17 protein-coding genes are annotated in these 19,950 nt (G+C 70.0%); 7 read left to right on the forward strand and 10 right to left on the reverse strand.

Annotation, left to right across the window (positions count from 1 at the left end; all coding sequences use genetic code 11):
- Positions 1-5: 5 nt before the first annotated feature.
- From rpmA to AB0H36_RS09975, 7 genes are all read right to left on the reverse strand, one after another.
- Positions 6-266 carry a 50S ribosomal protein L27 gene (gene rpmA / locus AB0H36_RS09945; protein ID WP_132152713.1) on the reverse strand — a complete coding sequence of 87 codons (261 nt, stop codon included), beginning with the start codon at positions 264-266 and terminating at the stop codon, positions 6-8.
- Positions 267-272: 6 nt separating this feature from the next.
- On the reverse strand, positions 273-614 hold the full coding sequence (gene rplU / locus AB0H36_RS09950) for a 50S ribosomal protein L21 (RefSeq protein WP_360519540.1): 342 nt from the start codon (positions 612-614) through the stop codon (positions 273-275).
- A 158-nt stretch (positions 615-772) separates the two neighbouring features.
- Entirely contained in the window at positions 773-3,985 is a 3,213-nt protein-coding gene (locus AB0H36_RS09955; protein ID WP_360519543.1) for an Rne/Rng family ribonuclease, read from the reverse strand.
- Positions 3,986-4,129: 144 nt separating this feature from the next.
- On the reverse strand, positions 4,130-4,957 hold the full coding sequence (locus AB0H36_RS09960; RefSeq protein ID WP_360519546.1) for a TIGR03936 family radical SAM-associated protein: 828 nt from the start codon (positions 4,955-4,957) through the stop codon (positions 4,130-4,132).
- A 12-nt stretch (positions 4,958-4,969) separates the two neighbouring features.
- On the reverse strand, positions 4,970-5,572 hold the full coding sequence (locus AB0H36_RS09965) for a hypothetical protein (protein WP_360519549.1): 603 nt from the start codon (positions 5,570-5,572) through the stop codon (positions 4,970-4,972).
- A 68-nt stretch (positions 5,573-5,640) separates the two neighbouring features.
- Positions 5,641-6,141: an anthrone oxygenase family protein gene (locus AB0H36_RS09970; RefSeq protein ID WP_360519551.1), complete on the reverse strand. Its 501-nt coding sequence runs from the start codon at positions 6,139-6,141 to the stop codon at positions 5,641-5,643.
- Positions 6,142-6,242: 101 nt separating this feature from the next.
- Positions 6,243-8,528, reverse strand: a complete 2,286-nt coding sequence (locus AB0H36_RS09975; RefSeq protein ID WP_360519554.1) for a M64 family metallopeptidase — start codon at positions 8,526-8,528, stop codon at positions 6,243-6,245.
- Positions 8,529-8,678: 150 nt separating this feature from the next.
- Between AB0H36_RS09975 and AB0H36_RS09980 the strand changes: the two genes are divergently transcribed.
- From AB0H36_RS09980 to AB0H36_RS10010, 7 genes are all read left to right on the forward strand, one after another.
- Positions 8,679-9,479 (forward strand): lysophospholipid acyltransferase family protein, encoded by an 801-nt coding sequence (locus AB0H36_RS09980; protein WP_360519557.1) that lies wholly within the window; start codon positions 8,679-8,681, stop codon positions 9,477-9,479.
- A 39-nt stretch (positions 9,480-9,518) separates the two neighbouring features.
- Entirely contained in the window at positions 9,519-10,397 is an 879-nt protein-coding gene (locus AB0H36_RS09985) for a prephenate dehydratase (RefSeq protein ID WP_360519560.1), read from the forward strand.
- Between the two features lie 481 nt (positions 10,398-10,878).
- Positions 10,879-11,697: a DUF6299 family protein gene (locus tag AB0H36_RS09990; protein ID WP_360519563.1), complete on the forward strand. Its 819-nt coding sequence runs from the start codon at positions 10,879-10,881 to the stop codon at positions 11,695-11,697.
- A 12-nt stretch (positions 11,698-11,709) separates the two neighbouring features.
- Entirely contained in the window at positions 11,710-12,525 is an 816-nt protein-coding gene (locus tag AB0H36_RS09995; RefSeq protein ID WP_360519566.1) for a DUF6299 family protein, read from the forward strand.
- A 564-nt stretch (positions 12,526-13,089) separates the two neighbouring features.
- Positions 13,090-13,248, forward strand: a complete 159-nt coding sequence (locus tag AB0H36_RS10000; RefSeq protein ID WP_360519569.1) for a hypothetical protein — start codon at positions 13,090-13,092, stop codon at positions 13,246-13,248.
- 495 nt (positions 13,249-13,743) lie between these two features.
- Positions 13,744-14,730 carry a GNAT family N-acetyltransferase gene (locus AB0H36_RS10005; RefSeq protein ID WP_360519572.1) on the forward strand — a complete coding sequence of 329 codons (987 nt, stop codon included), beginning with the start codon at positions 13,744-13,746 and terminating at the stop codon, positions 14,728-14,730.
- A 141-nt stretch (positions 14,731-14,871) separates the two neighbouring features.
- The gene (locus tag AB0H36_RS10010; RefSeq protein ID WP_360519575.1) at positions 14,872-16,803 is read left to right on the forward strand and encodes a TIGR03960 family B12-binding radical SAM protein; all 1,932 of its coding nucleotides are present in this window, start codon (positions 14,872-14,874) and stop codon (positions 16,801-16,803) included.
- A 139-nt stretch (positions 16,804-16,942) separates the two neighbouring features.
- Here AB0H36_RS10010 and AB0H36_RS10015 read toward each other — a convergent pair whose 3' ends face one another.
- The 3 genes from AB0H36_RS10015 to AB0H36_RS10025 are packed head-to-tail and all read right to left on the reverse strand — an operon-like array spanning position 16,943 to position 19,943.
- Positions 16,943-18,304 carry an HAD-IA family hydrolase gene (locus AB0H36_RS10015; protein ID WP_360519577.1) on the reverse strand — a complete coding sequence of 454 codons (1,362 nt, stop codon included), beginning with the start codon at positions 18,302-18,304 and terminating at the stop codon, positions 16,943-16,945.
- A 6-nt stretch (positions 18,305-18,310) separates the two neighbouring features.
- Positions 18,311-19,645, reverse strand: coding sequence for a M20/M25/M40 family metallo-hydrolase (locus AB0H36_RS10020; RefSeq protein ID WP_360519580.1), 1,335 nt, complete (start codon positions 19,643-19,645; stop codon positions 18,311-18,313).
- A gap of 19 nt (positions 19,646-19,664) precedes the next feature.
- On the reverse strand, positions 19,665-19,943 hold the full coding sequence (locus tag AB0H36_RS10025; RefSeq protein ID WP_360519583.1) for a hypothetical protein: 279 nt from the start codon (positions 19,941-19,943) through the stop codon (positions 19,665-19,667).
- Between the last annotated feature and the right edge of the window lie 7 nt (positions 19,944-19,950).

Here is a 19,950-nt window from a genome sequence, read left to right on the forward strand (position 1 = left end):
CGGGATTACTCCGCCGGGGCCGGGACGATGTTGACGACGCGGCGACCGCGCCGGGTGCCGAACTCGACCGTACCCTCGGCCAGCGCGAACAGGGTGTCGTCGCCGCCACGGCCGACCAGGTTGCCCGGGTGGAAGTGGGTGCCACGCTGGCGGACGATGATCTCGCCGGCGTTGACCAGCTGACCGCCGTACCGCTTCACGCCGAGCCGCTGCGCGTTGGAGTCGCGACCGTTACGGGTCGACGCTGCTCCCTTTTTGTGTGCCATCTCAGATCAGCTCCCCTTCTTCTCAGAGGAAGACAGTTTCTTAGCGTCGATCGCGGTGACCTTGACCTGGGTGTAGTGCTGACGGTGCCCCTGGCGCTTGCGGTAACCGGTCTTGTTCTTGTACTTGAGGATGTTGATCTTGGGGCCCTTGGTGCGGCCCAGGACCTCGGCCGATACAGCCACCTTGGCGAGCGCCTCGGCGTCGGTCGTCACGGTGTCGCCATCGACGACCAGGACCGCCGGCAGGGACACGGTGTCGCCCACCTTGTCCGTCAGGCTGTCGATCTCGATGACATCGCCGACGGCGACCTTCTGCTGGGTGCCGCCACTGCGCACGATCGCGTACACCGTGGATCTCACTCTCTGCTGGTTCGGAAAACTTACGGGGGCCTGCACAGACCTGGCGGCCCACACAAACATGGCACGCGGAACGCGCGCCGACGCTCAAGTTTACGGGTCCCCTCACAGACGGGTCAAACCGGCCCACCTGCTCGGGGACACGCCACTCAACTGCCGGTGGTGACGAGTTCCACGGCCTCGGTTTCGTTCTTTGCCGAGTCACCCTCAGTAGCTGTCTTGCTCCGGCTCCGGCTGCTGCGCCGGCGCCGGGTGGTCTTTGGTGCGCCGTTCTGCGCCGCCTCGTCCGGCGCGGCGTCCGCCGCACCGACGGTGGTCGTCGCCTCGGCCGTCTCGGCGGGCGCCGGGAAACCGGTGGCCTCCGGGCTGACCTGCTCGCCGGCCTCGGCGGAGACCGGGTAGCCGGTCGGCTCCGGCGTACCGGACGTGGTCGGCTCGGCGTCCGTGCTCACGGAGTCGTCGCCGTCGGCCTTCTTCGCAGACGAGGCGGCAGCGATCTGGGCCAGCCGCTGGGCCGCGTCGCCGTTGTGCGGCGTCGCCTCCGGCTCGGCCTGCTCCTCCTCGGCGCGGCCCTTGCCCCGGCGACGACGCGAGCTCTTCCGCCCGCCTTCGTCGGCAGCCTGGGCGGCCGGCTTCTGCTCCTGGCCGCCACCGCCACCGCCACGGCTGTCGCGCCGGCGGGACTCCTTCGGCTCGTCGTGCAGGATCAGGCCGCGGCCGCCGCAGTGGTCGCAGTTCTCGCTGAACGCCTCGAGCAGGCCGGTGCCGATCCGCTTCCGGGTCATCTGCACCAGGCCGAGCGAGGTGACCTCGGCCACCTGGTGCTTGGTCCGGTCCCGGCCCAGGCACTCGACCAGCCGGCGCAGCACCAGGTCGCGGTTCGACTCCAGCACCATGTCGATGAAGTCGATCACGATGATGCCGCCGATGTCGCGCAGCCGGAGCTGGCGGACGATCTCCTCGGCCGCCTCCAGGTTGTTCTTGGTGACGGTCTCCTCGAGGTTGCCGCCGGAGCCCGTGAACTTGCCGGTGTTCACGTCGACGACCGTCATCGCCTCGGTCCGGTCGATGATCAGCGAGCCGCCGGACGGCAGCCAGACCTTGCGGTCCAGCGCCTTCTTGATCTGCTCATCGATCCGGTAGTTCGCGAACACGTCGCCCTCGCCGGACCACTTCTCGACCCGGTCGGCCAGGTGCGGCGCGACGCTGGTCACGTACTCGCTGACCTGGTCGTAGGCCCGGTCGCCGGAGATCACCAGCTTGGCGAAGTCCTCGGTGAACAGGTCCCGTACGACGCGGATCAGCAGGTCCGGCTCGCCGTACAGCAGGTTCGGGGCCTGGCCGTTCTTGGACTTCTTGTCGATGTCCTCCCAGAACGACTGCAGCCGGCTGACGTCGGCGGTCAGCTCCTCCTCCGAGGCGCCCTCGGCCGCGGTCCGGACGATCACGCCGGCCTCGTCCGGGACGATGTCCTTGAGGATCGTCTTCAGCCGGTTCCGCTCGGTGTCGGGCAGCTTGCGGCTGATGCCGCCGTTGCCGCCGCGCGGGACGTAGACGACGTACCGGCCGGGCAGGCTGATCTGGTTGGTGAGCCGGGCGCCCTTGTGACCGATCGGGTCCTTGGTCACCTGGACCAGGACCGACTGGCCGGACTTCAGCACCTGCTCGATCTTGCGCGGCCCGTTGGACCCGCCGACCGTGGCCCAGTCGACCTCACCGGCGTAGAGGACGGCGTTGCGGCCCTTGCCGATGTCGATGAACGCTGCCTCCATGCTGGGCAGCACGTTCTGCACCCGGCCGAGGTACACGTTGCCGATCAGCGAGGTCTGCTCGGCCTGGGCGACGTAGTGCTCGACCAGGACGTTGTCCTCGGACACCGCGATCTGGGTCAGGTCCTCGCGGGACCGGATCACCATGGTCCGCTCGACCGACTCGCGCCGGGCCAGGAACTCGGCCTCGGTGACGATCGGCGCCCGGCGGCGGCCGGCGGCGCGGCCCTCGCGGCGGCGCTGCTTCTTCGCCTCCAGCCGGGTCGAGCCCTCGACCGCGGTGATCTCGCTGGCGGTGTTCTTGCTGCGCGGCTCGCGGACGCGGACGACGGTCTCGTCCGGGTCGTCGGGCGACGCGGCGCTGTCCTCGCCACGGCGGCGGCGACGCCGGCGCCGGCGGCGCGACGAGCTGCCCGAGCCCTCGTCGTCGTCACCGTCCGCGGCGTCCTGCTCGTCGTCGGAGCCCGCTGCGCTGTCCTGCTCGTCGTGCTCGTCGTCGTCGGACTGCTCGTCGGAGCTGTCCTCGGCGCCGTCGGCGTCACCGGACTTGCGGCGGCGACGGCCACCGCGGCGCCGGCGGCGGCGACGGGTGCCCTCGCCGCTGTCGTCGCCGTCCTCGGAGTCGGCGTCGACCTCGGCCTCAGCGGCCTTTGCGTCCTTCGCGTCCTCGGTGGTCTCGGCGACGGCCGCGGCCGCCTCCTTCACCGGCTCGGCGCGGTCGGCGGCGACCTCCTCGGCGTCGCGAGCCTCGGTCTCGCGGGCCTCGGTGTCGCGGCCGCGACGGCTGCGGCGGCGCCGCGTGGTGGTCGGCTGCTCGTCGGCACCCGGCTCGGTGGTCTCGGTGGGCTCCGGCGTCGCCTCGACCGGGCTGGTCGCCGCAGCCTTCGCAGGCGCCGTGCTCGGCACGTCGGTCGGCGCCTGGAACAGCACCGCGGCCGCCGCCGGAGCACGCCGCCGGGTCCGCCGCTGCGGAGCCTCCTCGGGTACGGCGACCTCGGCCGGAGCACCCGCCTCAGCGGTCTCGGCGGTCGCGACCTCGGTGGTCTCTTCCTCGTCGGTCTCGGCGTCGGCGACCGGGCCGTCGGTGACCGGGGTCTGCTCGGCGATCAGGTCGTCCACCGGAGCGACAGCCGCCTTCTTCGCGGTGCGCTTGCGCGTGGTCTTCTTCGCCGGCGCCGGGGCGCTCTCGACGACCGGGCCGGCGTCGGCGGTGGAGGTCTCCGCCTCGCTCAGCTCCGGGAACGCGTCCTGGGCGGCGGCCTTCTTCGCCGGCCGCTTGGTGGCGGTCTTCTTGGCCGCGGCCTTCTTCGCCGGGGCGGCCTTCTTCGCCGTCGTCTTCTTGGCGGCCGCGGCCTTCTTGGCGGCGGCCTTCTTCACCGGAGCCGGGTCGGCGGCCTCGCCGTCCGACTGGGTGGGGACCTCCTCGGCGACGGCGGCCTTCTTGGCCGTCCGCTTGCGCGTGGTGGTCGTGGTCTTCTTCGCGGCAGTCGCCTTCTTCGCGGCCGCCTTCGATGTGCGCTGTCGAGCGGGTGGCTGCTGCTGGGCGGGTGCAGCCGTGTCGGCTGCTTCGGTGGTCGGCTCGTTGTCGAGCATGCGGTGCGGTCTCCTCAAGCCCTCCGGCGCATCCTGCGACCCCTGTCACGGGTCCGGACGCTGCCACAAGGCGGTCACGGTTCGCCGCGCGCCGGCGTCGGTGCCGGCACGGGCGGAAGCCTGCTGGATCCGCTCCGCCCGTGCTCAGGGCTCGGAGGGAGCGGCGGCGTCGCCCTCCGCTGTGTGCGTCTGGTGGTCGTCCGCCTGGCCGGTCGCGGTCGCCTGGGTGGCGTCGCGGTCACGAGCGAGCGGGTCGTCCACCGTGCCTGCGGCTGCGATGAGCGGGCCCTGGGCGAGCCTGGTCAAAAGAGCCGGGCCCGTCACCGGGAGCGTCGCTACGTCGAGCACGCCGGCGAGAACGTCGTCGGGTCTCACGGCCGGGGTTCCGTGCCGTAACACCACTTGCAGTATCGCACACGTCGCAACCTGGGCCGGTTCACTCGCGACGGTGAGTCGGAGAACCGCGTCCCGACAGTCGAACGAGCGAACGCCCCGTTTGGTCATGCGCTCGACCAGAATTTCGTCCCGGGCCAGGAAGGCCGCCACCGCGACCTCCGCGGCGGCCGGATCCGTACCTGGCAGGGCGATCTGCCACTCGCTGGCCTCCAGTCGCTCGGCCAGCGACCCTGGCCCGGCGACCACCACCTCGAGGACGTCCAGCCCGGGCGGCAGCGCCTCGTCGAGGGCGGCCCGGACCTGCTCGGCGTCCCGCTCGTGTGTGAGCGAAATCTCCAGATACTCCGCTTCGGAGGCGGCTCCGGTCGGTGCGGCGCCGGCGTACGAGATCTTCGGGTGCGGGCTGAAGCCGTGCGAGAACGCGACCGGGAGCCCGGCCCGTCGGACGGCGCGCTCGAAGGCCCGCTGGAAGTCGCGGTGTGAGGTGAATCTCAGCCGCCCGCGCTTGGCGAACCGGACCCGCAACTTCTGGACCGCGGGCAGTTGCTGCGACGGCGGAGCTTGAACTGGTGCCACCCGCGCATTGTCTCAGGCCGGGCCCCTGGGCAGGACGCCGTGGGTGGCCAGCGCGTTCCGGATCCGCTCCTGGTGCACGTTGGCCGCCAGTACGACGATCAGCGCGACGACCGCGAACCCGAAGGTGAGCCAGTCGGCGGCCCACTGCCCGAGGATCGCGAACCCGAGCCCGGTCACCGCGGCGGCCAGGAGCAGTCCGACGATCTCCCGCAGCGAACGGACGTACAGCGCGACCACGTCGGCGGGGAAGCGATTTCCGGCGTACCGGCCGATCATCCGGCGGCCGTGGTTGGCCTCCAGCGCGGCGGCCAGGCAGAAGATCGCGTACACGCTGAACCACCGGCTCGCCAGCAGGTCGTCACGGTCCAGCGTGAGGACGACGAACAGCCCGGCCTGGGCCAGGAACACCAGCGCGAGGCTGGTCGTCGCGAACACCTCGACCCGGGTGAAGTAGAGCCGGGAGCCGAACGAGACGGCCAGGTACTCGAGGATCCCGGCCAGCACGCCGGTGACCCACATCACGACCTTGGCCGCGTAGGTCCAGTCCAGGTACGGGCCCTCGATCAGGGTCGGCAAGGCGGTCGCGGCGACGCCCAGCGCGATCCCAGCGATCACCGTGAGCAACATCCGGTAGTCGCCGGCCCCGCTGGCATCACGCGCTGTCGTGTCAGGGCCCGGTCATGTCAGGGCTGGGCGGCCGACTTGCCGGTCAGGTAGAGCGCCCAGGCGAGCAGCCCGAAGGCGACCGTGCTGAGCACGACGCGGACCAGGTTGTACGCCCGCCAGCGGCTCTCGTTGAAGGCCGCCCGGGCGGCGGCGACGTCGATCGTGTTCGGGTCGCCGGCCGCCTTGAGCGCGTCGTTCAGCGGGACGTTCACCGCCACCGTGAGGATCATCGTGACCAGGTACAGCACGAACGCGATCGCGATCCAGGGCAGCGCCTGCTCCCGCAGGCTGAACAGGCCCGCGGCCACCGTGAACACCGCCGCGCCGAGGAAGCCGACCAGCAGGAACAGCGGGTTCATGATGGCCCGGTCGGTCGCCTGGAACGCGCCGACGAACGTCTTGTCGTCGGTCGTCGCCAGCCCGGGCATGAAGGCGTTCGAGTAGATCCCATAGATCCCCGCCATCAGCCCGGTCGTCATCGTCGCCGCCAGCAACGACGCCACCCGCAGTCCGTTCATGTCACCCCTCCAGTACGGCGGGACTGTCCCGCACCGAAAAAGTTAGGGCACCGAACCGGCCACGGACATGTCGCCGAAACTCACACCCATGTCTGCGGGACTCACAACCGCGCGCACTGGCCGGTCCGGGGCCCGGAGACGTCGTTCGGCGCCTGCAGGTTGACCGGTGCCGGGGCGTTGCCCGAGCAGCTCAGGGGCCCGTCGACAGTGTTCCCAGCCAGTACGGCGGCTTCCGTCGTACGCGAGTTGATGACCGAGACCGGGCCGTCGACCGTGCTCCCGACCGCGACCAGGCTCTTGGTGACGCCGTCAGCGCTCACTGGGCCGTCGATGCGGCTCCGAAGGAGGTGTACGTCGGCTGCGCCGTCCGCGCGGACCGGACCGAGCACCTGGCTGTCCGTGGCGACTACGGACGCGCCTGCGGCGACCAGGACGGGGCCGTTGATGGTGGCCCCGGTCAGACAGGTCACCCCGGACCGCAAGTACAGCGGGCCGCTGTGGACACCGGTCACCATGCTCGTGCAGGCCGGTGCCGGCCGCAGCAGGGTGACTGCGAACTGCCGCGGGGTCCCGATGTTGCCGGAGGCATCGATGGCGCGGTACTCGACCTGGTGGCGCCCGTACCCGGACGGCACGTCGTCCCACGGGACCACCCGGGGCACGCCGAGCTTGCCGTAGACCAGCTGGTCGATCTCGGTCCCCTCGGCAGTGAACCGGAACGGCGCAGACGCGTCGGTCGGCCAGCCGTAGTAGTTGTACCAACCGTCCCCGTTCACCCGGAACTCCGGAACGACGTACCCGTCGCTGTCGTCCGTCGCCGCCAGCTGCATGGTGAACGCGTCGTTGAAGATGTACTCCGGCCCGGTCGGCTTCTGCACCGTCAGCAAAGGCTTCGACAGCGTCGACTTCACCACCGGCTCGGTCCCGTCGACCGCCCACGTCAGCGTCTGACCGCCTGCCATCGCCGTGAGCGTGTGCCGCCCGGTCAGCTTCAGCGGCCCGAGGTCGAAGTCCCGGTCGTTGCCCGGGTTCGCGACCGGCTTGCCGTCCACCTTCCACTCGATCGCGGCCTCGGCCGTGTCGGACTGGGTCGTCTCGGCGTACACCACCTCGTCGGCGTTCACCGGGTGCTCGGTCGACGTCGACCCGGTGAACTCGACCGGCTCCGCCGATGCCTGAGCGGTCAGCGAGGTGTCGATCGTCCACGTTCGCGAGGCAGTCGGCCGTACGGCGGGATCGCGGATGAACGTGGTCGGGTCGACGATCTTCGCGATCAGCGTGTGCAGACCAGGTGTCAGGTCGAGCGTGGAGAGGTCGACGGCGCGGCGGTTGGCGGTCGGTAGCGCCGTACCGTCCAAGGTCCACGTCACGTCGAGCTCGTGGCTGGCCGGGTGCAGGGTCTGCAGCCAGACGACCTGCTCGGCGGCGACCTGGCCGATCGGCGTGCTGCCCTGGAACAGCGACGCGCGGGACGAGATGCGCTGCGTCATCCGCTCCCGCGACACCTGGTCGAAGTAGTACCCGAGGGTCTTCATCATCGAGTGCCGGCTCGGCCGCCAGACGCCGGATCCGGCGTACATCCCGGCCTCGTAGCGGCCGATGACGCCGCCGGACTCGGACGGCTCACCGAGCCAACGGAACCACTTCCGCTGCTGGTCCCGCATTTGCTGCTCCGTCAGCAAGGTGTGGTGGATCGAGGACGGTTCACCACCCTGGTACGGCGCTCCACGCTCGCCGCGGGCGTAGTAGTCGTACTCGTCCTGCAGGCCGCCGAGCGAGTGGCCGAGCTCGTGCGGGGTGATCAGGGCGGACAGGGCGTTCCCGCCGGAGGCCGTCGCGTACGTCCCGCCGGCGCCGCCGTACGTGTCGCTGTTGCCGATAGCAAGAATCTGCCGGTTGGCCGAGGTGGTCCCGGCGACCAGGCCGGCGTACTGGATCGCCGCGGTCGAGCTGACGGTCAGCAGGCGCTGGACGCTGTTCGGGTTGCAGCCACCCCAGAAGCCCATCTGCAGCGGGGTGTCGACCTTCGGCGAGGCGACGTCCGGGTCACAGTCGACGCCGCTCTGCGGGGACGGGATCTCGACCGCGTAGACGTTGAGGTAGTTCCGGTACGACTTGAACGGCTCGATGCTCCAGAGCACGTTGAGGTGCTTGTCGACCTGCTCGCGGAACTTCGGCAGCTCGGCCGCGGTGTACCCGTCCCCCATCACCACCAGGTTGAACCGGGATTCCGCCGGTCCGGTGACCTGCAGCGGGACGACGGTCGCTTCCACGGTCCCTGCCGTGCTCGCTTGCACGGTCGTCGTACTGGCTCCGGCGACGGCCGGCAGACCGGCGAACACCGCCGCGACCACACCGAGCACTGCCGTCAGTCCTCTTGTCCTCACAAGACCTCCCCCAGCCGGGCGACACTGGCGTGAGCAGCTTACGGAGCGGCGACGTCCCGTGTCAGGAGTTCACGCGTGCCGCGGTGCACGCCAATCGGGGCGCCGGTGCGGCATCATGAGCACTCGGGGAACTGTGAGGAAAGGACATCGATGACGGAACCGGCGCAGTCGCCGCGGCCCGAGCCGGACCGGGCACACCCGGCGGAGGCCGGGGACGGCGATGGCAAGGGCATCTACTGGGTGCTGAAGAACGTGCTGATCGGCCCGCCGGTCAAGCGCATCTTCCGGCCGAACGTGGTCGGCGCCGAGAACATCCCCGCCGAAGGCCCGGCGATCATCGCCAGCAACCACCTGTCGTACGCGGACTGGATCTTCATGCCGCTGGTGCTGCGCCGCCGCGTCACTTTCGTGGCGAAGTCCGACTACTTCACCGGCGCCGGGATCAAGGGCCGGTTCCAGCGCGGGTTCTTCAAGGGCACCGGCCAGGTGCCGATCGACCGCTCCGGCGGCTCGGCGTCCGAGGGCGCGATGCGGGCCGGGATGAAGGTCCTGCAGCGCGGCGAGCTGTTCGGCATCTACCCCGAGGGCACCCGCTCCCACGACGGCCGGCTGTACAAGGGCCGGACCGGGGTCGCCCGGCTGGCGCTGGAGGCCAAGGTCCCGGTCATCCCGTGCGGCGTGATCGGCACCGACAAGGTCGCGCCGCCCGGCAAGATCGTCGCCTCGATGTCCCCGCCGACGATCAAGTTCGGCGCCCCGCTGGACTTCTCCCGGTACGAGGGGATGGAGGGCGACCGGCTGATCCTGCGCGCCGTCACCGACGAGATCATGTACAAGATCATGGAGCTGTCCGGCCAGGAGTACATCGACATGTACGCCACCAAGGCCAAGCAGCTGGAGGGCCGCGCGGTCACCGGCGCGCCGAAGAAGGTCCGCAAGTCGGACACCTGATCCGTCTGCCGAGACGGAGGGGGTCTACCCTGGGAGATCGTGGACGGACCGATCGCTTACCAGGGTGAGCCAGGCGCCAACTCGGCGATGGCGTGCACCGACATGTACCCGGACCGCGAGCAGTTGCCCTGTACGACGTTCGAGGACGCGCTCGAGGCGGTCAGCAGCGGCCGGGCCGGGCTGGCGATGATCCCGGTGGACAACTCGATCGCCGGCCGGGTCGCCGACATCCACCACCTGCTGCCGGAGTCCGGGCTGCACATCGTCGGCGAGTACTTCCTGCCGATCCACTTCCAGTTGCTCGCCGTTCCGGGGACGTCGATCGACCGGATCCGGACCGTCCGCAGCCACGTCCACGCGCTCGGCCAGTGCCGCAAGATCATCCGCGAGCACGGCTGGGCGACCGTGGTCGCCGACGACACGGCCGGCTCGGCCCGCGAGGTCGCCGAGCTCGGCGACCCGACCGTCGCGTCGCTGTCGCCGCGGGCCGCCGCCGACCTGTACGGGCTGGAGACGCTGGCCGGCGACGTCGAGGACGAGCACCACAACACCACCCGGTTCCTGGTGCTGTCCCGCGAGCCCGACGTACCGCCGGTCGGGTCCGGGCCGATCATCACCAGCTTCGTGTACCGCGTCCGGAACGTGTCGGCCGCGCTCTACAAGGCGCTCGGCGGGTTCGCGACCAACGGCGTCAACATGACCAAGCTGGAGTCCTACCAGCTCGGCGGCATGTTCTTCGCCACCCAGTTCTACGCCGACATCGAAGGCCACCCGGACGAGCCGAACGTCGCCCTCGCCCTGGAAGAGCTCGCCTTCTTCTCCGTCGAGGTCCGCCTGCTCGGCGTCTACCCGGCCCACCCCTTCCGCGCCCAAATAGCCGAACCAGCCGCCAACCGAGCCCTCCGCCCCCACCACTGACGGAGACCGTGGTCCGCCCACGCGTGCCACGCAGTCGGCCCCTACACCCCCGGCTGATCGCCGGTCTCGTATAGCTGGTTTCGCCAGCAACCTCCGGCTGCCGCCCGCCCTGGCCCAGCAGGCGCGCCCCATCGATGAAGCCCCTGAAGAGCGGCTCCACACCCCCGGCGCCGGGCACCTCATTGCCTCAGCCAGCCCCCGCAGGTGGCTGACGTCACTACCTGATGGGAGGTCCCTGCACGAGACTTGTCGACGCACGAGCGCCCGGGCATTCAGCGTCCGGCGCTCGCTTATTTGGTTCATCGATGCGTCAATACCACTAGAGCGGTGCCCCAGCGGACGGAGGCCTGCTGGGTGGGGGGATGCCGGCGCCGCTCTGGGCCGGGGAGGGATCGAGGTCTGCCGGGCGGCGGCCGCCGGGGACAGCGTCCAGTTGCGGGCGCGCAGGCTTGCGTCCGCGAGCATCCTCAAGGGGGGAACCATGAGACATCTTCGGCGCGCAGCTCTGGCCGGGCTCGTGCTCGGCACCCTGATCACGTCCGCGGGCACAGCACTCGCGGCTCCGCCAAGCAACGACACCTACGGCGGCCGCACCGCGGTCGGGGCCATCCCGTTCACCGACACCATCGACACCACCGAGGCGACCACCGACAGCGACGACACCGACATCGAGGGGGTGGACTGCCCAACACCCTCGACCGATGCCAGCGTCTGGTATGAGCACACCGCGGCCGCGGACGGCGGTCTCGCGGTCGATGTGTCGTCGTCGACATACTCGGCCGGCGCGATCGTCGCGACCGGCAGCCCGGGGAACTGGAGCCTGGTGACCTGTGGGCACGGGGCGGTGTCGTGGACGGCGACCGCCGGTACGACGTACACCCTGCTGATCTTCGACGACCAGTTCGACGGAGGAGGCAACGGTGGGACGCTCAACCTCACGATCGAAGTGATCCCGCCGCCACCCACGGTGGACATCACCGTGAACCCGATCGCAGGCTTCAACTCCAGGACGGGTGCAGCAACGGTGAGCGGGACCGCGACCTGCACCGGTGAGCCGGACTTCGCAGTCGTGGAGACCACGCTGTCGCAGCAGGCTGGGCGGTTCACCGTGCGCGGCAGCGGCATCTCCGACATTCTGTGCGACGGCACGCCGCGGTCCTGGAGCGTGGAGGTGCTGCCGGACGGCGGCAAGTTCGCGGGAGGCAAGGCGGCGAGCGTCACAAACGCGTTCGCCTGCGGCCTCTTCCGGTGTGCGTTCGACTTCGAGGAGCGCACCGTATTGCTACGTGGCAAGGCGTAGGAGGAGGAAACCATGAGACACCTTCGGCGCGCAGCTCTGGCCGCGCTCGTGCTCGGCACCCTGATCACGTCCGCGGGCACAGCACTCGCGGCTCCGCCAAGCAACGACACCTACGGCGGCCGCACCGCGGTCGGGGCCATCCCGTTCACCGACACCATCGACACCACCGAGGCGACCATCGACAGCGACGACCTCAGTACTGACTTCTGTGGAACACCCGCGCCCCTGCCGACCGATGCAAGCGTCTGGTACGAGATCACCCCGACAGCGGACGGCATTCTCCAGGCCGATGTGTCTTCGTCGACGTACTCGGCCGCCGCGATCGTGGCGACCGGCAGCCCGGGGAACTGGAGCGTGGCGAGGTGTGGGTTCAATGCGGTGACGTGGACGGCGACCGCTGGTACGACGTACACCGTGCTGATCTTCGACGACCAGTTCGACGGAGGAGGCAACGGTGGGACGCTCAACCTCACGATCGATGTGCTTCCGCCGCCACCCACGGTGGACATCACCGTGCACCCGGTCGCAAGCTTCAACAGTCGGACCGGTTCGGCGACAGTGAGCGGGACCGCAACCTGCACCGGTGAGCCGGACTTCACGCTCGTGGAGACCACGCTGACGCAGCAGGCCGGGCGGTTCACCGTGCGTGGGAGCGGCGTATCCAACCTTCTGTGCGACGGCACGCCGCGGTCGTGGAGTCTTGAGATCCTGCCGGACGGCGGCAAGTTCGCCGGGGGCAAGGCGACAAGTGTCACGAACGCGATCGCCTGCGGGGCCAATGATTGCGGGGTCGACTCCGAGGAGCGCACCATCCAGCTACGCGGCTAGGCGTAAGAACGGAAGGGGCCGCCCGGTCGGGCGGCCCCTTTCGTTGCCGGATCGTCAGTCGGATTGAGCGGTCACGGCGGCCTGTCTCGCATCAGGCTACGGGCGGTCGAATTGGCGGCCTCGCCACCATCGGAGCTTCGATCTCGGCGACGGCCCGTCGAAGCCAGGCCCGCAAGTCGCGCACGACGAACAGCAACACCACTCCCCCGGGCCCGGCTGCGGGTGAGTAGGCCGCAGCGCCGGTCGATGTCACGACTTGATTGGAGCGACCTTCGGCCGCGCTGTAACCGGCACCTTCGCTGCCGGGTGGTGACCTGCCTACCCGACCGCCCCTCCACGCGGCGGCCCGGCTTTCACGGCAGTTGCCGGCAGGCACACAACGCCTGCCGCCACCTCAATCGGTCACCATGCTCGGGAGCCGCAGATGCCCACGCGAACCGCACTCACCCAGTAAGCGCTCGACGCGTAACACGACGGCGCGACGCATGTCTTCGTCGCCCACAACCGCCGCGACCGCGACCACCAATACCCCGTCCGGGTATACCCAGCCCGGACCCACGCGATGTGATCCGGGCCAGCCGCGACCCGCTGATGTACTGCCTGGCACTGCAGCACCAAAACCTGCCGCTGCGCGACCAGCTGACCGAGCACCGGCCCTGGCATCCCGAACCCGCGCCCGGCGTCTCTGTCAACGACCTCGCCCGCCTCGCGCGGAGGCCGTAGCGATCCGGAGGACGACCTGACCCCGGAGCAGGCCGAGGAGTGGCAGGCGTTCCTGGCCGGGCGCGGGCTGGTTCGGGCCTGAATTCAGGCTCTTGTGACTGATGTGTGGGTGGTTGGTATGGCCGGTGCGCTGGTCTGGCCGGGCCGATTGTCGTGGGTGAGTCTGCGGTGGGCGGCGAGAGACGGGAGGGCGTGCATTTCAACAGGTAGTGCCGAGCCGCCGGTAGTGCAGTTGAGCGCGGTCGGGTCGGTGTGTACGGCGTCTCGCCGGTGCACTACCTGTCCACACCTGCCAGCCTGGTGCGGGGCGCGGCCGGCGGGCTTCTGAGGCGGGGGAGAGCTTCGGCCCGGACTGGGCAGCGTTGCGCACCGGAATCGATCGGATTCGACTGGTCGAGCTCGCCCGGCGCCGCGCGCTCGGGGGACGCCCACACATGAAGCAGGAGCGCCTGAATTCAGGGGCGTGGGGCCGGCCGGCCGTCTAGGGTTCGGCAGGTGGAAATTGTGACGGTCGACGGCCGGGATGCAGACATCTTCAAGCGGTTCTTCGAGGTGCGGGAGGCCGTCCGGCGGGCGGAGCTCGCGTTTCCGGTCGGCATGGGGCTGGAGGAGGCCCGGGTGCTGATGGCCGGGCAGCATTCCGACGTCCGCGCCGACGGCCTCGGGCTGGTCGATGGTGATACCTGGCTCGGGATTGCCTGGCTCGACTGGTGGTTGCTCGGCAACACCGAGACGGTCGACGTCGAGATCGCGGTCGATCGATCGCACCGGCGGCGTGGGATCGCGACGCAACTGCTCGAGGCAGTGATCGAGCGGGCCCGGGCCGACGGCCGGCGCGTCCTGTCAGGCTTCGACCTGACCGGCGACCCGGACACCGGAGAGAGCGCGGGTACGGCGTTCGCCGCAGCGCGCGGGTTCGTCCGCAAGCACGCAGAGCTGCATCAGGTGCTGGAGCTACCGATGCCGAGCGCCCAACTCGCCAGCCACATCCCGCCCGGCTACGAGCTCCTGCAGTGGCGTGAGCACACCCCAGAGGAATGGATCGAGCAGTTCGCCGACCTGCTCAGCGGGATGGCCGAGGACGTCCCGACCGGCGACCGAACGGTCGAAGCCATCCGCTGGACGCCTGAGCTCGTGCGGGAAGCCGACGAACGCCGGATCGCCCAGGGCCGCTTCACCTACACGACCGCCGCCGTCCACACCGACTCCGGCGAGCTCGCGGCGTACACCCAGATGGGCGGCACCCCGGCGACCCCGGGCCGCCTCAACCAGTACGACACCTACGTCCGGCGCCCGCACCGCGGCCGCAGCCTCGGCATCGCGGTCAAGGCGCCCAACCTGCGCGCGATCCAGGCGGACTTGGCCGAGCCCGCGGTCCTGCACACCTGGAACGCTCCGGAGAACGCCCCGATGATCGCAGTCAACGACAAGCTCGGCTTCCGCCCGGTCGCTCAACGCACCATGTGGGAGCTCACCCTCTGAACGCCGGTGATCAGCCCTCTCGTCGCCGGTTCACTGTCTGTATGTCCGGCGGCACAGGTCGCATTTCACGCTCGATTCCGGCGTACGGCGGCTGCGGCGTTAACCTGGTAGGCGCTCTGATCCGCTGACCGGAAGTTTGGGATGACTGTCGAATCGCTGTTCCCGCGCCTGGAGGCGTTGCTGCCGCAGGTGCAGAAGCCGATCCAGTACGTCGGCGGTGAGCTGAACTCGGTCAGCAAGGACTGGGACTCGGTGAGCGTCCGGTGGGCGCTGATGTACCCGGACGCGTACGAAGTCGGGCTTCCCAACCAGGGCGTGCAGATCCTCTACGAGGTGCTGAACGAGCGCGACCACCTCCTGGCCGAGCGGACCTACTCGGTCTGGCCGGACATGGAGAAGGTGATGCGGGACAACGGCATCCCGCAGTTCACGCTGGACAGCCACCGGCCGGTCCGGGCGTTCGACGTGTTCGGGCTGTCGTTCTCCACCGAGCTCGGCTACACCAACATGCTGACCGCGCTCGACCTGGCCGGCATCCCGCTGTACGCCGCCGAGCGGACCGACGCGGACCCGATCGTGCTGGCCGGCGGGCACGCGGCGTTCAACCCGGAGCCGATCGCCGACTTCATCGACGCCGCCGTCCTCGGTGACGGCGAGGAGATCGTGCTGGCCATCTCCGAGGTCATCCGGGAGTGGAAGGACGAGGGCAGCCCCGGCGGGCGGGACGAGGTGCTGATGCGGCTGGCCGCGTCCGGCGGCGTCTACATCCCGAGGTTCTTCACCGTCGAGTACCTGGCCGACGGCCGGATCAAGCGGGTCGCGCCGAACCGTCCCGGCGTACCGTGGCGGACCGCGAAGCACACGGTGATGGACCTGGACGCCTGGCCGTACCCGAAGAAGCCGCTGGTCCCGCTGGCCGAGACCGTGCACGAGCGGTACTCGGTGGAGATTTTCCGCGGCTGCACCCGCGGCTGCCGGTTCTGCCAGGCCGGCATGATCACCCGGCCGGTGCGGGAGCGCAGCATCACCACGATCGGCGACATGGTCGAGAACGGGCTGAAGCAGTCCGGGTTCGAGGAGGTCGGGCTGCTCAGCCTGTCCTCGGCCGACCACAGCGAGATCGCCGACGTGGCCAAGGGCCTCGGCGACCGGTACGAGGGCTCCAACGTCTCGCTGTCGTTGCCCTCGACAAGGGTCGACGCGTTCAACATCACGCTGGCCAACGAGTTCTCCCGCAACGGCCGGCGCAGCGGCCTGACCTTCGCCCCGGAGGGCGGGTCGGACCGGATGCGCAAGGTGATCAACAAGATGGTCACCGAGGAGGACCTGATCCGGACCGTCGCGGCGGCCTACAGCCACGGCTGGCGGCAGGTGAAGCTGTACTTCATGTGCGGCCTGCCGACCGAGACCGACGAGGACGTGCTGGCGATCGCGGACCTGGCCAAGAAGGTGATCGCGACCGGTCGCGAGGCGGCCGGCCGGCGGGACATCCGGTGCACGGTGTCGATCGGCGGATTCGTGCCGAAGCCGCACACGCCGTTCCAGTGGGCCTCCCAGCTCGGCGCCGAGGAGACCGACGCGCGGCTGTCGAAGCTCGCGGCCGCGATCCGCTCGGACAAGAACTACGCGAAGGCGATCGGGTTCCGGTACCACGACGGCAAGCCCGGCATCATCGAGGGCCTGCTGTCCCGCGGCGACCGCCGCGTCGGCCGGGTGATCGAGCAGGTCTGGCGCGACGGCGGCCGCTTCGACGGCTGGAGCGAGCATTTCTCCTACGACCGCTGGGTCGCGGCGACCGAGAAGGCGCTCGCCGACGAGCCTGTGGACCTGGCCTGGTACACCACCCGCGAGCGCGAGTACGCCGAAGTCCTGCCGTGGGACCACCTCGACTCCGGCCTGGACCGCGACTGGCTCTGGGAGGACTGGCAGGACTCCCTCGAGGAGGACGGCGCCATTGAGGTCGAGGACTGCCGCTGGACCCCCTGCTTCGACTGCGGCGTCTGCCCCCAAATGGGCACCGAAATCCAAATCGGCCCCACCGGCAAGAAACTCCTCCCCCTCTCAGTCGTCTAGCCCCCCGCCTCCCGTCCGCGCGTTCGAGGGGATATCCCCCCGAACGCCGGGTTCTCCCCTCCCGTACCAGGGGAGAAGACACGATTCGCGGGGATATCCCCTCGAATGCTCAGTGCCCGGGGGGCGCGGCGGGGCGTGGTCAGTTGCGCGGCGTCGATGCCGAGTGGAGCAGGTCGGTGAGCGGAAGCTGGGCAGCGGTGGTCAGGACCAGGTCGGCGGCCTCGACTGCGGCGGGGGTGACGTAGGGGTTGGGGATGGCGACGGCGTACATGCCGGTTGCTTGGGCGGCCGCTACGCCGTGGGCGGTGTCCTCGACGGCGATCGCCGCGGAGCCAGGTACGGCGAGACGCCGCAACGCCAGCTCGTAGATCGCCGGGTCCGGCTTGTGCGCCGCCACCTCGTCACCGGTGACCACCTCGTCGAACCACTCGAGAGCACCCACCCGCTCCAGGTGACCGTGCACCCACGGCCGCGGCGAGCTGCTCGCGATCGCCACCTTCAACCCCAGCTCCCGCGCCGCCGAGATCCACGCCCGGATCCCCGGCCGGAAGTCCAGCTCCCGGTGCATCGCATCCCGGTGAGCAGTCCGCCGCGCATGGCTCGCCGCCCGGTCGAAGCCGGCCCCGACCGCCGCGGCCAGCAACTCGTACCGCGTCTCGGTGATGTCACCACCATGACCGGGCCAGAAGTCCGAGAGATCCAGCTCGAGCCCGTGATGGGCCCACTCCGCCCGCCAGCTCTCGACCATCGTCGTCTCGGTGTCCATCAACAACCCGTCGAAGTCGAACACCACAGCCCGCACGTCCACCGGCACGAGCCGAACCACCAGTCGATGGACCTCCACCTCCGTCAGCCCGCACGCCGCCAGGTAGGACCGCACGCCGCCGTAGGTCCGGTCAACGTGGTCGAGCGAGTCGAGGATCGTCGACGGCAGAGTCCGCCAGAGGATCTCGGCGGCCGGCCGCTCGTCGTCGGGCAGCTCGGCGAGCCGCGCCACCAGCCCGAGCCGTTCCTCACTCACCGCGTAGTCGGCCGCGATCACGTCCCGAGGTACGCCGACCAGGTCCAGCCACAGCGCGATCAGCAGCCCGGTCCGGTCCTTGCCCGACCTGCAGTGCACCACCACTGGCGCATCGGCCGGTGCGTCGATCAGCGCGCGAAAGGCCTTTGCGACCTGCGCCTTGTTGCGGTCGAGACTGCCGCGGTAGGTGTCGGCGAGCACACGCTCAGCCGAGGCATCCCGGGCCTCGTCGGCCACCGGGTCGATCCAAGGAATCCGCTGGTACGACGCCGAGCCGTCGAGCAGATGTGGTTGGGTCAGCTCCCAGTCCGAGCGCAGGTCGAGCACCAGCCCGGCGCCGGCGTCCAGGAACCCGGTCCGGCCCTCGGTGTCCAGGTTGTCCGGTGAGTCGGTCCGGAACACGGTCCCGTGCCGGGTCAGTACGCCGTACTTGGTCGGTAGGCCGCCGATGTCACGCGCATTCAGGCATCCGCTCCACACGGTGCGTCAGGTTAGTACAACTCCTCCGAGGGACTCGAAGTCGTGCCAGGTTCCGTCGTACGCCTTGTGGTGCGTCGCCGAATCCATGCCGACCGCGAAGACGTCGATGCGACCCGGCCCCCAGGAGACGACCGAGCCCGCTGGGCGCGGCCGGGTGCGAGGGGTGGTGACGGTTGGCTCGAGCCAGCCGGCCAGGGCGGCGACGTTCATCCGCAGGATCTCGGCGGACAGCGCCCAGTCGAGGAAGTTCAGCGTGTCGGTCGAGGTGTGGATGTGCCCGTTCGCGCTGTCCGCGCCCTCGATCGTCAGCAGCGCCGGGATCCCGGCGTTGATGAACGGCACATGGTCGCTCGCGAACGGGTTGAGCGACGTCTCCACCTTCAGCCCGGTGTACGTCGCAGCCGCGGTCGCCAGGGCGGTCATCAGACCCGACGACACCTGTGCACCTTCGAGCAGCACCGTCGGCACCGCCGTGTTCCTGCTCGCGATCATGTCCATGTTCAGTACGGCGCGAATCCGCGCCCGCTCCGCCTGCGGCAGCGAAGCGACGTACTGCTTGCTGCCGAACAGCCCCTGCTCCTCGCCACCGAACAGGATCAACCGTACGTCGTGCCGCCACGACCGCGTCGACAACAGCCGGCCCAGCTCGAGCACGCCGGCTGAACCGCTCGCGTTGTCGTCCGCACCAGGTGCGCTCGCGGCCTGACCGCCCGCTTGGTTCACCGAGTCCAGGTGCGCGGTGATGAGCACGAGTCCCCCACCACCGGTCCCGGGCCGGTCCCCGATCAGGTTCTGCGACGTGCCCGCCCCGACCGTGACCGTCGTCCGCGTGACTCCGTAGCCGAGGGCAACCATCCGGGCCGCGGCGAAGTCCACCGCGGTGCCGAACCCCGCACTCAGCGAGTGCCGCGTCGGCAGGCTCGCGAACCAGGTCAGATCGGCCTGGTACGACGTCGGCGACAACTCGGCCACCAACGCCGCAACCGCGGGATCCACCCGGGCCGCGGACGGCGCTGCCACGTCGACGACCGTCGTACCTGCGCGCAGCGTCTCGACCCGCCAGCAGTTGTTGGACCTACGGCGAGGTCGGTCGGCGGACGAGATCACCAGATGCCGACCGTGGTCGAGCAGCGGTTTCACGTCCGGGTAGTCGTGCTGGAAGCTCCCGCCCACCTGCGTGACCAGCAACAGGCCGGGTGCGGTCCGCGATGCGCGACCGAGGTGTTCCGACTGCGGGCCCCACAGGATCGTGCGGTCACCGAAGCGCGCGGATTGCTGGGCCTCGGCCGCCTCCGTGGTCGGCACCACTAGGTAGCGGACCGGGTTCGTCGTCTTGCTCATGCGTTCCTGCCAAGGAGAGTCATTCGGACCAGATGATCTCGAGCCGGCCGGGCTCGGCCGTCACGATGCGGCCGGCGCCCTGCAGACCGCCGGTGATCCGGCCGCTGGCGTCCCAGCGGCCGTCCGGGCGGGCCTCGGGCGCGTCCCCGCGGCCGATCGCCCACTCCACCAACGTGCCGTCCGGGCGGAACTCCACCCCCCGCCGGCCCCGGGCCGGCGGGAAGGCGAAGTCGTCGGGGCGATAGACGCTGATCCCGTCGTGGTCCTCCTCGAAGGAATGCGTCCACCGCCCTTTCACGTGCCCG

The sequence above is a fragment of the Kribbella sp. NPDC050820 genome (assembly GCF_040653975.1).
GTDB lineage: Bacteria > Actinomycetota > Actinomycetes > Propionibacteriales > Kribbellaceae > Kribbella.